This window comes from Pelagibacterium halotolerans (assembly GCF_044811015.1).
GTDB classification, from domain to species: Bacteria; Pseudomonadota; Alphaproteobacteria; order Rhizobiales; family Devosiaceae; genus Pelagibacterium; species Pelagibacterium halotolerans_A.
On the sequence record NZ_CP085243.1, the window covers coordinates 320,850 to 334,854 of the forward strand.

The window sequence follows — 14,005 nt, forward strand, 5'->3', positions numbered from 1 at the left end:
GGCTACTAGATTTTTCTTTGATGTGGCCTTGTTGTCCTCACCTTGAATGACGGGTTCAACCCGTCATTCAAGGTGAGGCAAGGCACTTGAAGGCTTACTCGGGTTCGATTTCAATTTCCACGACCCCCTTGCGGGTAGCTGCCAGTGCCAAGCGGCCATGTTTGATCGCAAGCGCCTTTTCGCCAAACAGCTTGCGGCGCCAGCCCTTGAGGGCGGGGACGTCGGCATCGTCATCGAGCACGATGGCGTCAATGTCTTCTGAATTGGCGATGATTCGCGTGGCGACGCCGTTCTTGTCGGCGACCGCCTTCAAAAGCACGCGCAAAAGGTCGCCGATCGCGCCCTTGGGAGAGGGGCCGCGCGGGCGGTGGGGGACGACCGGCAACTGCGATTTATCGCGTGCCTCGACTTCCTTGATGACGGCGATCAGCTCACTTCCCGCCGAAGACTTGCCGAATCCGCGCGGTACAGCGCGCAGCTTATCGAAGGCTTCGGGTGATGTCGGGCGCTGTTGAGCGAGCTCGTAGATCGCATCGTCCTTGAGGACTCGGCTGCGGGGCTGGTCGTTATTCTGCGCACGCTGCTCACGCCAGGCGGCAATGGCCTGCATCGCCGCGAGGTCGCGGGGTTTGGAGACCTTAAGCTTGAGACGCTTCCAAGCATCCGCGGGTTCGACGATATAGGTCGAGAGGCTTTCGAGGACGGCCATTTCGTCTTCGACCCAGCTTCCCCGGCGCGTCTTTTTGATCTCGCTGCGCAACTGAGCGTAGATATCGCGCAAATGCGTGACATCGGCGAGCGCATAAGTAAGTTGTTTTTCGGTGAGCGGGCGGGCGCCCCAGTCTGTAAAACGCGAGCTCTTGTCGATCTGCGTGCCGACGACGGCGCGCACGAGATTGTCGTAGGAGATCGAGTCGCCGTGGCCACAGACGCTGGCGGCGATCTGCGTATCAAAGATCGGGTGCGGCACCGTGCCGAATAACTTGACGAAGATTTCAATGTCCTGCCGAGCCGCATGGAAAACCTTGGTGATGTGCGCATCGGCCAGCAGGTCGGCGAAGGGTGCAAGGTCGATCCCGTCAGCGAGCGGGTCAATGATGACCGCCCGATCCGGTGTCGCCGCCTGGATGAGGCAGAGCTTGGGCCAGTAGGTGGTTTCGCGGAGGAATTCGGTGTCTACGGTGACGAAATCGTATCCGGCAGCATCCTTGCAGAACGCCTCTAGCGCCCGCGTCGATGTGATGACCTGCATTACAAAACTAAATCCAATTCAAAATGTGTTGTAACGGTGTTATCAGGTTGGGCGCGTCACGCCTAGTTGCCAGCGATCAGTATGCTTGACATTTTGGGCGTGCCATGCGCTTTTCGCCCGCGAATTTCCCACTCCGTTCTGGAAAGACTCCGATGACGCATCGCTATCGTTCGCATACTTGCGCCCAACTCAGACAAGCCGATGTAGGCAGCAATGCGCGCCTGTCGGGCTGGGTGCATCGTATCCGAGACCACGGCGGATTGTTGTTCATCGATCTGCGCGATCATTACGGGATTACCCAGTGCGTTGTGGACCCCGATTCTCCTGCCTTCGCGCTCGCGGAGTCCGTGCGTGCGGAATGGGTGATCCGGGTCGACGGTGAGGTCAAGGCACGAACGCCCGATACGGTGAACCCGAACCTGCCGACCGGGGCGGTCGAAGTGTTCATCCGCGAGATCGAGATTCTCGGCGCGTCGGGCGAATTGCCTATGCCGGTTTTCGGCGATCAGGAATATCCCGAAGAGACACGGCTCAAATACCGCTTTCTCGATCTGCGCCGCGAACGGCTGCATCGCAATATCGTGGTGCGCTCGCAGGTGATTTCGTCGCTGCGCCGGCGCATGGTGGAGCAGGGCTTCACCGAATACCAGACGCCGATCCTGACCGCGTCGAGCCCAGAAGGTGCGCGCGACTTTCTCGTGCCCTCGCGGTTGCATCCGGGCAAGTTCTATGCCCTGCCGCAGGCGCCGCAGCAGTTCAAGCAGATGATGATGGTGGCCGGGTTCGACAGGTACTTCCAGATCGCGCAGTGTTTCCGCGATGAGGACGCCCGGCACGACAGGGCCGGAGAGTTCACCCAGCTCGATATCGAGATGAGCTTCGTGACGCAGGAAGATGTTTTCCAGGCGGTCGAGCCGGTTCTGCGCGGGGTTTTCGAAGAGTTTGCCAATGGCTGGCGGGTGACCCAGGAGTTCCCGCGCATTCCTTATGCCGAGGCCATCCGGAAATACGGCTCGGACAAGCCTGACCTGCGCAACCCTATCGAAATGCAGGACGTGACCGAACACTTCCGCGATTCCGGGTTCAAGGTCTTCGCCAACCAGATCGCCAACGATCCCAAGGTCGAAGTTTGGGCGATCCCGGCGCCGACCGGCGGTTCGCGGGCATTCTGCGACCGGATGAACGCCTGGGCGCAGGGCGAGGGACAACCGGGGCTGGGCTATATCTTTTTCAAGGAAGGGCAGGGTTCCGGTCCGATCGCCAAGAATATCGGCGAGGAGCGGACGGCCGCGATCCGGGATCAGCTTGGACTTGAGGACGGCGATGCGGTGTTTTTCGTCTGCGGTGTTCCTGCGAAATTCTTTACCTTTGCCGGTGCCGCGCGATCGCGGCTTGGGACGGAGCTGGATCTGCTCGACATCGAACAGTTCGCTTTCTGCTGGATTGTCGACTTCCCGATGTTTGAGTGGAACGAAGAGGAGAAGCGGGTCGATTTCTCGCACAATCCGTTCTCGATGCCGCAGGGCGAACTCGAGGCGCTTGAGAATGAGGATCCGCTCACGATCAAGGCATTCCAGTACGACGTGGTCTGCAACGGCTATGAGCTGTCTTCGGGCGCTATTCGTAACCACCGGCCCGATATCATGCGCAAGGCGTTCGGTATCGCGGGGTATGGCGAGAACATCCTCAAGGAACAGTTCGGCGGCATGTATCGCGCGCTTCAATACGGCGCTCCGCCGCATGGCGGCATCGCACCAGGTGTCGACCGGATCGTGATGCTGCTGTGCCACGAGCACAACCTGCGCGAGGTGACGGCGTTCCCGATGAACCAGCAGGGCGAAGACCTGTTGTTGGGCGCGCCGAGCGCAGCGTCGCCGCGACAGTTGCGCGAGTTGCATCTGCGGGTCAACCTGCCGGCGGACGCGAAAAAAGAAGCATAGAGACGGTCGCCTCGCGGTCATCGTTAAAGAGCGGTAAAGGCTTGCCGGTTAGCATCGGGGCAAAAGATGTTAACCGGGGCAGGCTGTTTTTTGCGCTTTCATATGCCCACGATATTGCTGGTGCTTGCCGCGTTCGCGGCTTTCATTCCCGTGCTTGTGGTGGACGGGATGCTGGACAGCTATGTCCGCTCGCGCGAGACGAGTGCACTACAGGCGCGGGTCGATGCGATCGCCCAGGATAGTCAGGCAGCGGTTCACGATGCGATCCAGTCGTTGCGCCGTATCCTTGCGGCCAGCCCGTCGTTGTGCACGCCGACGTTTTTCGAGAACGTCAACGCCGAACTCTTGGGCAATCTCTACCTAAAACAGGTGATCGTCGAGAACCGCGACGGCGTTCAGTACTGCGCAGCTTATGACACGGCTGTCGCGTATCGCGTCCTTTCGGAAAGCCTTACCATTCCTGGGCACACCGAGATGCTGAGTGTGGTGCAGCTTGCCGATTCGACCCAGCCTATGCTCAAGATCACCCAGTCTTTCGGTCCCGAGCGCATGGTATCTGCGCTCGTGGTCGCATCGCCGCTTCTGGCGCACAAGACCGGCACGTTGTTTGAGGGGCTGAATTACCTTCAGCTTTCATTGACCAGCGGCACGACGATCCTGTCGCGCGGCGAGGCCGGTACGCCCGCTTCCAATAGTCAGCAGGACTATCTGCTCGCCAGATCGTTCGCGGGGGAGGTGCCGATCAAGGCGGAGGCCGCGTCGTCGTTCGAGGTGATGCGGTCGGGTTACGCACAGCTCGATATAGCGTTCACGATCGTTGCGTGTCTTATCGGCGCGATGATCCTGATTTTAGCGCTATACGTCATGCGGCGGTCGAGCGTGCCGGTATTCGATCTCGAACGGGCCATCCTGGCGGGCGAAATGAAGCCCTATTACCAGCCGGTGATCAATCTAAGGACCGGGAGGCTCGCTGGGTGTGAGGTTCTTATTCGCTGGGTCAAGCGCAGTGGCGAAGTCGTGCCGCCGGGCGCTTTCATCGACTACGCCGAAATGTCCGGGCTCGCAATTCCCATGACGCTGAGTCTTATGGAACAGGTGCGCGCCGACCTTGAGAATTTGTGCCGGGAAGTCAAAGACTTCAAGGTTTCCATCAATCTCTTCGAGGGACATTTCCGGGACGGTTCCATTGTCGAGGATATTCATTCCATTTTTGAAGGTAGTGGGATTGAGTACCGGCAACTGGTTTTCGAGATTACCGAACGTCGGCCCCTCGACGATCGCGCGGCCGCCAGCCGAATCATCTCGGCCATGCACAAACTCGGGGTGCGCATTGCGATGGACGATGCGGGGACCGGGCATTCCAACCTTGCTTACCTGCAGCCCCTGGGTATCGATATCATCAAGATCGATAAGATCTTCGTTGACATGATCAAGGACGCCGATACGCCCGTACCGGTTATCGACGGGCTGATTGCGATGGCCCGGGATATGGATATCGAGATTATTGCCGAGGGCGTCGAAACGCAGGAGCAGGCGCTTTACCTGCGCGCCAAGGACGTCAGCCTCGCCCAGGGATACCTCTTCGCACCTCCAATGAAGCTTTCGGCGTTTCGTACGCTCGCGGAGGGGTTAAGGTCCGAGGGAAAGACCTCGAATCTCGATAAGGACATCGCTGCGTAACCCAGTAGCAGGTCCTTCGTCCATTGGACGAAAAGTTAGGGCAAACAGCCTTCCCTTTTTCCCCGTTTGGTGGCACCTAAGTCTCCGGTTTTCCGAGGAGACGGCATGACTGACGAACCGCGTGATGCGCAAAAGGCGCTGAGAGACGCCGCGCTGCATTTCCACAATTACCCTAAACCGGGCAAGCTCGAGATTACGCCAACTAAGCCACTGGCGAACCAGCGCGACCTCGCGCTCGCGTATTCGCCAGGCGTCGCGGCGCCGTGCGAGGAAATCGCCGAGGATCCGGAAGCGGCGGCGCGTTACACGTCGCGGGCCAATCTCGTAGCGGTCATCTCCAACGGAACGGCGGTACTCGGGCTGGGCAATATCGGGGCCTTGGCGTCCAAGCCAGTGATGGAAGGCAAGTCGGTCCTTTTCAAGAAGTTCGCCGGTATCGATTCCATCGATATCGAAATCGACGAGCAGAATCCCAAGAAGTTTATTGAAACCGTTGCGCCGATGTGGCCGTCTTTCGGCGGGATTAATCTCGAGGACATCAAGGCGCCCGATTGCTTCGAGATCGAGGAGGCGCTCAAGGAGCGGATGCCGATCCCGGTCTTTCATGACGATCAGCACGGCACCGCGATTATCGTCGCAGCAGCGGTTCTCAACGGGCTCAAGATCGCCAGGAAGGACATTTCCAAGGCCAAGATCTGCACCTCCGGTGCCGGGGCCGCGGCGATCGCGTGCCTCAACATGCTAATGGCCGTCGGGGCCAAGCGCGAAAATATCTGGGTGGCCGACCGGGAAGGCCTGGTGACCAAGAACCGTGACAACAGCATCGACCGCTGGCGCGGCGCGTTCGCGCAGGAAAGCGACAAAACCTCGCTTGCGGAAGTCATGGACGGCGCCGATATTTTCTTGGGCCTTTCAGCCGCCGGCGCGCTCAAGCCCGAAATGCTCAAGGATATGGCGAAAAACCCCTTGATCCTGGCGCTTTCGAACCCGGTGCCTGAGATCATGCCGGAAGTCGCTATCGCGGCACGGCCAGATGCGATGATCTGCACGGGGCGGTCTGACTATCCGAACCAGGTCAACAACGTCCTGTGCTTTCCGTTCATGTTCCGCGGGGCCCTCGATGTCGGGGCGACCGAGATTAACGAGGAGATGAAAGCGGCTGCCGCACATGCGATCGCGCAGCTTGCCCATGAGCCGGTGCTCGAGGCGACGCCGAGCGGGGCGTCGACCTTCGGGCGGGATTATCTCATTCCCAATCCCTTCGATCAGCGCCTGATTTTGAGGATTGCACCGGCTGTCGCCAAGGCAGCGATGGATTCGGGGGTTGCGCAGCGACCAATCGCCGATTTCGACGCCTATAAGGACAGCCTCAACCAGTTTGTCTTCCGCTCGGGCATGGTGATGAAACCCATGATCGAGCGTGCAAAGGGCGCAGGCAAGCGCATTGCCTTCGCGGACGGCGAGGACGAACGCGTGCTGCGGGCGACGCAGGTCATTCTCGAAGAGGGTATCGCTTCTCCGATCCTGATCGGGCGGCCGTACGTGATTGAACAGCGCATCGAGCGGTTCGGGCTCTCTCTGACACCCGGCAAGGATTTCGAGGTGATCAACCCCGAGGACGATCCGCGTTACCGGGAATATGTCTCGCTGTTCCATTCGCTTGTCGGGCGCAGCGGCGTAACGCCGGATACCGCCCGTACCATCGTGCGTACCAATACCACGGTCATCGGCGCGCTGGCGGTCAAGCGTGGGGAGGCGGATGGGCTCATCTGCGGGCTTGAGGGCCGGTACATCAAGCATGTGCGCGACATCAAATCGGTGATCGGCCTGGCGGAAGGAGCTAACGACGTTTCGGCGCTCTCCATGCTGATCATGCCGCGCGGCGTGTTCTTCCTTTCGGATACCTATGTGAATGTGAACCCGACCGCCGAGGAGATCGTGGCGACTGCCCTGCAAGCCCGTGATCACCTCAAGCGCTTCAATCTCGAAGCCCGTACGGCTCTTTTGAGCTATTCGAACTTCGGTTCGCGTGAGGGCGAGACGGCCGACAAGATGAAGCAAGCCTATCAGATGCTGAAGGCTGCCGCTCCGGACATGATGGTCGAGGGCGAGATGCAAGGAGATCTTGCGCTCAACCAGATGCTGCGTGAGCGGTACATTCCGGATTCGGTTCTTAAGGGCGAAGCCAACCTTCTGCTATTTCCGAACCTCGAAAGTGCCAATCTTTCCATGACGTTGCTCAAGGAAATGAACAATGCGCTTGCGGTTGGGCCGATCCTGATGGGCACTGCGAGTCCCGCGCATATCCTCGCGCCATCGGTGACGAGCCGTGGTATCGTCAACATGACCGCGATCACCGTCAATGAGGCGCTCGACTACGCCGTTTGAACTTGACGGCCAGACAAAGAAAAAGGGCGCCGGTTTGGCGCCCTTTTTGTTACTGGAACGCCGTCTCGGCGAAGGAGCGCAGTTTGCGCGAATGGAGCCGTTCAACCGGTTGGTTGCGGAGGATTTCCATGGCCTTCAATCCGATCAGGAGATGCCGGTTGACCTGGGTGCGGTAAAAGTCCGAGGCCATGCCGGGGAGCTTGAGTTCGCCGTGCAGGGGCTTGTCCGAAACGCACAGAAGCGTCCCGTAGGGCACGCGGAAGCGGAAGCCATTGGCGGCGATGGTCGCGCTTTCCATATCGAGCGCAATGGCGCGGGACTGGGACAGCCGGCGCGCGATCTCGGACTGGTCGCGCAACTCCCAGTTGCGATTGTCGATGGTGAAGACCGTACCGGTGCGCATGATCGACTTGGTCTCGAGCCCTTCAAGATGGGTGATTTCAGCGACTGCATCCTGGAGCGCGAGCTGGACTTCGGCGAGTGCCGGAATGGGGACCGTGACCGGCAGGTCGTCGTCGAGGACGTGGTCTTCGCGGACGTAGGCGTGAGCGAGCACGTAATCGCCAAGCGACTGAGAATTGCGCAGGCCCGCGCAATGGCCGAGCATCAGCCAGGCGTGCGGGCGGAGGACCGCGATATGGTCTGTCGCTGTCTTGGCGTTGGAGGGGCCGACGCCGATGTTGATCATCGTAATGCCGCGTCCGTTGGAGGCGGTGAGATGATAGGCCGGCATCTGAGACTGCCGGGTCGGGTGCGCGCCTGTCGTGCCGCCGCCCAGGCGCTTGTTGAGAGTTATCACGTTGCCCGGCTCGACGAAGGAATCGTAGCCCTCGTGGCCTTCTTCCATCCACTGGTGGGCGAGGCGCGTGAATTCCTCGATATAGAACTGGTAGTTCGTAAAAATCACGAAGTTCTGGAAGTGCTCGGGCTTTGAGGCCATGTAATGGCTCAGCCTCTGCAGCGAATAGTCGACGCGGGGGGCCGTGAAAGCCGCGAGCGGATAGGGGCCGCCGGCGGGCGGAATTAGGGTCCCGTTGGCGATCTCGTCGTCCATATGAGTGAGGTCGGGAGCATCGAAGAGGTCACGCAACGGCACGCCGAGATCGATCAGCACATCACCTTCGACGCGCTCGGTTGGATCCACGGCGAAATGCAGCGCGATTGGGGTTTCGGATTCGCCGACCTCGATTTCAACCGAGTGATTTTTCAGGATCAGCTCGAAATTTTCGATGAGGTATTTCTTGAAGAGGTGCGGCTGGGTCAGCGTGGTCTGGTAGAGACCCGGGCTATGCAGAAAGCCGTAGGCCGCGCGCGAGGAGGCTTGCTGGAGGTAACTCGTTGAGGTGACCTGCACCTTCGGGTAATGCGCGCGCACCTTGCCTGGGGGGACGATGCCCTTGGTTAGATTGCGGAGATGGTCCTGGATGAAGCTCGTGTTGCGATCGTAAATTTCGCAGACATAGTCCCAGGCTTGGACAGGATCTGTAAAGGCCTTGAGGGGCAGGGCGGGCGGCGTAACGAGCTTCATGCAAATTTCCTTATTCTTGCTTTTGGTTTAACCCCTAGCCATGACAGTTTATCGGTGAGCGTGCAAGGATGGCGGCTACCAGGGAGATGAATCACAGTTCGGTGATGGGACTTTATGTCGCCGCATTGGCTTCCGATATCTAGTCTTGTCTGCTGGCACGGCAAACGAGCCCATGCACCGGCAGACTTACGGCTCTCGTTGTTGTCCCCCAAGCCCTCAACAGCGCAGCGGGAGCCCGAAGTAGGGGAGGCCGCAGTTGTCCGCCCGGCACTGCGGTCTCTTTTTTTGGCCCTCAATGGGTTTGGTATTTTTCCCGCATATAGGCGACGGACTGCGCGACAAGGTCTTCGAGAACATCGAGATCGATGTCCGAGAGGCGCGTGACGTAAAGGCAGGATTTGCCGATCGAGTGTTTGCCTAGCCGCGCCATAAGGCCGTCATAAGCCGAGAAGCCAGCCATGATGTAGAGGACAAGGCTGGTCTTGCGTGGCGAGAAGCCAACCAGGGGCCATTCGGCAGGCTTTTTGGTGCTATTGACATAGGTATAGCTGCCGAAGCCAATGATTGAATGCCCCCACATTCGGGCCTTTTCGCCGGTAAGGCGTTCCATCATTTCAAGAACGGTCCAGCTGTCCTTGCGCTTCTGCTCGGGCTCGACGGCGTTGAGGATGTCCGCGACGCTTTGGTCGGTGGGACGTGTCTTGGGTTCTGCCATTCCTCCGCCCTATTCGAAATCGACAAGCCTTTCGGGGTTGACCTCGCCATCATAGCTTGGGTCGACCTCATAGGAGATAAGCCGGAAGCGCCCCTCGTCGAATATCCACGTTCCGCTCGACGAGGCATCACCGATACCGCGCCACAGCGCGTGACTCGTTATGGTTTCCGTTTCAGGGTCGAATTCGGAATTGGTGAGCATGAGCTGGGTGCCGTAACCGGTCATCGGAACGTCGAGGACGGCAGCCTCGAAGTCGTCGTTTTCGTAGACCACGTCGAATTCGGGAACCGCGAAGGCGACGGGGAGGGCGCCGTCATACTCATCGACGAGATAATAAACGTGGTTCACATTATATGCGCCGGAGCCGCAAAAGAACTGATACAGCGTCGCGGTGCTGTCGGTGTCGGCATATTCGTCGCGCCAGGTCAGCTCCCATGACCGTGTTTCCGCGAAGTCGCCGAAATCCTCGCCGATGCCGAAGCAGGCCGTTTCGAAGCTTGTCTGGAAAAGCTTTGTAACGGCCTTGGTATCCTGTGCACCCGCAGGCGTTGCAATCAGCGTGGCGGCGAGGGCAATGGCAATGGTTCTGGTCATATCAAGGTGTTCCACAGCGTTGCGACCGCCGTAAGTGTGCCTTGAAAACGGCCTTGGACAAACCTCTTTTTAACGTGCGGCCCACGACCGGAGGACTCAGGGCGCGGGCCGCAGGGACGTTACTCGGATTCCGGTGCCGGAGCGGAGGGCCGAGCGGTACGGTTGCCGCCTGGACCGTGGGGGTGCTGCTGGGCGAGAAGCGCGATCTGTTCACCTTCAAGGGTTTCGACGAACGCTTCGAAGGCGGGCTGAACCGCTTCGAGAGCCTCGGCGCGCGCTGTGGTCATGGCAACCATGTCCGCGTATCGCGCGGTGATATCCTCGGCGGTGGGATCATTCTCGAGCGGCATAATGGCTTCGCGGGCTTCATCGAGACCATCGCGGGCGTTGAGGACGGCCGCCTTGAGGGCATCAAGCGCGGCGATCTGGTCGTCCGTGAGCTCAAGCCGATGGGTGAGGCGGACCGCGGCGATATCGACCGCTTCGGCGGTGGGGGCGCTTACGAGCATGGTGAGAATACCGCCCCGCATGCGCGGGCCGGCGTGCATGCGCGGACCGCCCGTATTGCCGGGACGGAAGGCGCGAGCCTCGCCGCCTTCGATACGCTCGGCCTGCCAGTCGTTGGCGGGCGTTTGCGCGTAGACCGAGGGGGCAAGCGCGCCGAGGGTCAGGGCGCCGGTGGCGAGAACGAGAAGGGCCGATTTGTTGAGCGTGGTCATTGGTTAAGTCCTTTTGTTGGCGCCGGCGGGTGTTGATGCCGACACTCGGGACTTTACGAAAGACAACCTCTCACCAGTATTTCCGGCGCATGAAATCCCGGAAAGGATTGTAAGGCCTGTCATCGATTGTAGATATGGCCTGTCAAACCCCTATCTACAATCGATGACAGGCCCTAACCCAGGGTGAAGAGGACGGAGATAACTCTGTCCTTATATTGGCGAGCGCTTATTGCGCCCATTCGCCCTTGCGGAAGACAGCCACGCGCTCGCCGTCTTTGGTGATGCCGTCGACGTCGATCTCGTTCGAGCCGATCATCCAGTCGATGTGGATCAGGCTGGCATTGCCGCCGGCAGCGGCGATCTCGTCTTCGCTCATCTTGCCACCGCCCTCGATGCATTCGGCATAGCACTGGCCCATGGCGATGTGACAGGCGGCATTCTCGTCAAAAAGTGTGTTGTAGAACAGGATGCCGGACTGCGAGATCGGCGAGGAATGCGGCACGAGCGCGACTTCGCCCAAGCGCCGACCGCCCTCATCGGTATCGAGCACCTTGTTCCAGATATCCTCGCCCTTTTTGGCGCGCACCTCGACGGCCTTGCCGTCTTTAAAGACCATCTCGATGTCTTCGATAAGCGTGCCTTGATAGGAAAGCGGCTTGGTGGCGCGAACGTGGCCATCGACGCGGTCCTTGTGCGGCGTGGTGAAGACTTCTTCGGTCGGGATGTTGGGATTGCAGGTGATTCCATTCTTCGCCTGGGATGCACCGCCGGCCCATTTATGGCCATCCGCCAGCCCGACCGTCAGATCGGTACCCGGGCCGGTAAAGTGCAGCGCGGAGAAGCTCATTTTGTTGAGCCAGTCGCGGCGGGCGTGGATATTCGCATTGTGTTCGGCCCAAGCGGCGACGGGGTCATCGTTGTCGACGCGGGAGGCCGCGAAGATCGCATCGGCGAGTTCTTTTACGGCCTCGTCCTCGCCGAGGTCGGGAAAGACGAGCTTCGCCCATTTGGTATTGGGATAGGAGACGATGTTCCAGTTGATGTCGAAGCCCGAAATCTTCCTAAGCGCCGGCTTATATGCCTTGGAGGTGGCGCGGTTTGCGCGGGAGACCTTTTCAGGATCTTCGTCGGCCAGCATCATCGGGTTGTCGCCCGCGATGGCGAGGCGGGCGGTGTTGTTGTCGAAGGCTTTGGCCATACCCTCGTAGAGCCAGTCGGTTGCCTTGTCGAAGCTTTCGTCATTGCCGTAGCGATAGCGGGCAAGGGTTGCTTGCTCGTCCGAATAGAACGTCGTGACCAGCCCGGCGCCAGCCTTGTAGGCGTGCTCGGTGATCTTACGCACAAGTGGAGCGGCGGTCATCGGCGCGGTGATGAGAAGGTCCTGGCCCTTCTGGAGGCCCAGCCCTGTGTGGACGGCGACTTGGGCAAGCTTGTCGAGCTTTTCCTCGGAGATCGCGGCGTTGGACAAGATTTGTTCATTCATGATGGCTCTTCCTCGAGACTCTTTTGTAGCGCGACCCTAGCCGGTCGAGCGAAGGGGGGAAAGGGGCTTGCGTGTGCCGAGTGTCTGGGCCAAAGGAGGCGCGGATTTGGCGAGGACATCAGGGCGCATGGCGAATATCGCGATTGTAGGCGGCGGACCTGCGGGGCTGGTGGCGGCGGAGGTGCTTTCTGGCGCCGGGCATGCCGTTTCGGTATTCGAGGCGATGCCGACCGTGGCCCGGAAATTCCTGATGGCCGGGAAGTCCGGTCTCAATATCACGCATGCGGAAGACCATGAGGCGTTCGCTATGCGCTTTGGTACGGCAGCCGAGCGCATGCGGCCGATGCTTGACGCGTTTACCGGCGCGGACGTGCGGGCTTGGGCCGAAGGGCTGGGCAGCGAGACGTTTATGGGATCGTCGGGGCGCGTCTTTCCCAAGGCGATGAAGGCGTCGCCACTCTTGCGGGCGTGGCTCAGGCGGCTCGAGGCCCAGGGCGTAGAGGTTTTCACACGGCATCGCTGGGAGGGGTTCGATAAGAATTCCCTTATATTCGCAACGCCTGATGGACGGCGGGTACTCGCGTTCGACGCGGTGATCCTGGCGCTTGGGGGCGCGAGCTGGCCGCGGCTCGGGTCGGACGCGGCTTGGGTGCCGTGGCTTGCCGAGCGTGGCGTTGCCGTGGCGCCGTTTGTGCCCGCCAATTGCGGGTTCGACGTGGGCTGGAGCGATATTTTCCGGGAGAGGTTTGCCGGCACGCCTGTCAAATCGGTCATGGCGACATCCGATGCCGGGGCGGTGCCCGGGGAGTTCGTGATTTCGCGGCATGGCATCGAAGGGGCGCTCGTATACATGCATGCGGCGGCGTTGCGTGATGCGCTGTGCACACGCGGTTCGGCGATGCTGAGGCTCGATCTGGCGCCGGGGCGGAGCGTGGAACGGATTGCGCAAGATCTCGCGCGGCAGCCGCGCAAGGCGAGCTTTTCCAATCGGTTGCGCAAGGGTGCGCGGCTCGATGCGGTCAAAGTGGCGCTGGTGCGGGAGTTGACACCAGATGCAGCCGGGGTGCCGCCAGAAGCGCTGGCGGCCCGGATCAAGGCGCTGCCGCTGCCTGTTTTGCGCTCGCGGCCGACTGCCGAGGCGATCTCCTCGGCGGGCGGCGTGGCATGGGACAGCGTCGATGCGGGGCTGATGCTCAAGGACGTGCCGGGCGTATTCGTTTGCGGCGAGATGCTCGATTGGGAGGCTCCGACAGGCGGATACCTCATCTCGGGGTGCCTTGCGACGGGACGGGTGGCAGCGCGGGGCGTGATGGCCTGGATCTGACGCTTAGCCATGAAAAAACGTCCGACAGTCCCTCGGCCTCGGTTGAAACGACGTGGACGGTATGCGGCGAGACGCGCCTCATACTGAAATAGAAATGCGAAGCGAGCCTTGCCGCGCCGTCGCGCATAGCGCTTTGGGCGTCCGCGCGCTTGAAAAGCTCCACCGGAGCTTTTCATTCGGCTATGCCGAACCGCTTCGGACTCCGGGATTTTTGGCTTGGCGTCCGCTCGGGGCTGGGGCCACCCCCGCCAGGTTTCCCCGGTGACCACAAGATCGCTGTAGCTGGCCACGGTGACGTTTGGGCCTCCGCTGGGACGACTCCCATCGGACCCGGACCGGTCCCGCCCAAACGTTCGTTGCGCCTGCGCCCATCAAGCGGGTC

The 14,005-nt window shown here is 60.4% G+C and carries 10 protein-coding genes; 4 read left to right on the forward strand and 6 right to left on the reverse strand.

The genetic code is table 11. The features are described 5' to 3' along the window. Window positions 1–94 precede the first annotated feature (94 nt). On the reverse strand, window positions 95–1,252 hold the full coding sequence (rnd, locus tag LG281_RS01700) for a ribonuclease D (RefSeq protein WP_404403741.1): 1,158 nt from the start codon (window positions 1,250–1,252) through the stop codon (window positions 95–97). Between the two features lie 152 nt (window positions 1,253–1,404). On the opposite strand from rnd, the gene aspS reads away from it, so the two are divergent. From aspS to LG281_RS01715, 3 genes are all read left to right on the forward strand, one after another. Further along, window positions 1,405–3,192, forward strand: a complete 1,788-nt coding sequence (aspS, locus tag LG281_RS01705; RefSeq protein ID WP_404403743.1) for an aspartate--tRNA ligase — start codon at window positions 1,405–1,407, stop codon at window positions 3,190–3,192. A gap of 102 nt (window positions 3,193–3,294) precedes the next feature. Then, the gene (locus LG281_RS01710; protein WP_404403745.1) at window positions 3,295–4,872 is read left to right on the forward strand and encodes an EAL domain-containing protein; all 1,578 of its coding nucleotides are present in this window, start codon (window positions 3,295–3,297) and stop codon (window positions 4,870–4,872) included. Between the two features lie 105 nt (window positions 4,873–4,977). After that, window positions 4,978–7,260 (forward strand): NADP-dependent malic enzyme, encoded by a 2,283-nt coding sequence (locus tag LG281_RS01715; protein ID WP_404403747.1) that lies wholly within the window; start codon window positions 4,978–4,980, stop codon window positions 7,258–7,260. Window positions 7,261–7,309: 49 nt separating this feature from the next. Here LG281_RS01715 and LG281_RS01720 read toward each other — a convergent pair whose 3' ends face one another. From LG281_RS01720 to LG281_RS01740, 5 genes are all read right to left on the reverse strand, one after another. After that, window positions 7,310–8,788 (reverse strand): AMP nucleosidase, encoded by a 1,479-nt coding sequence (locus LG281_RS01720; protein WP_404403749.1) that lies wholly within the window; start codon window positions 8,786–8,788, stop codon window positions 7,310–7,312. 292 nt (window positions 8,789–9,080) lie between these two features. Continuing rightward, a complete protein-coding gene (locus LG281_RS01725) occupies window positions 9,081–9,503 on the reverse strand; it encodes a DUF1801 domain-containing protein (RefSeq protein WP_404403751.1) in 423 nt (140 codons plus the stop codon). Between the two features lie 9 nt (window positions 9,504–9,512). Further along, entirely contained in the window at window positions 9,513–10,097 is a 585-nt protein-coding gene (locus LG281_RS01730; RefSeq protein ID WP_404403753.1) for a DUF1176 domain-containing protein, read from the reverse strand. Window positions 10,098–10,216: 119 nt separating this feature from the next. Beyond that, window positions 10,217–10,816 (reverse strand): Spy/CpxP family protein refolding chaperone, encoded by a 600-nt coding sequence (locus LG281_RS01735; protein ID WP_404403755.1) that lies wholly within the window; start codon window positions 10,814–10,816, stop codon window positions 10,217–10,219. A gap of 226 nt (window positions 10,817–11,042) precedes the next feature. Next, complete coding sequence (locus tag LG281_RS01740) at window positions 11,043–12,299, reverse strand: aminopeptidase (protein ID WP_404403757.1); 1,257 nt, start codon at window positions 12,297–12,299, stop codon at window positions 11,043–11,045. Between the two features lie 127 nt (window positions 12,300–12,426). On the opposite strand from LG281_RS01740, the gene LG281_RS01745 reads away from it, so the two are divergent. Further along, on the forward strand, window positions 12,427–13,623 hold the full coding sequence (locus LG281_RS01745; protein ID WP_404403759.1) for a TIGR03862 family flavoprotein: 1,197 nt from the start codon (window positions 12,427–12,429) through the stop codon (window positions 13,621–13,623). The last annotated feature ends 382 nt before the right edge of the window (window positions 13,624–14,005 follow it).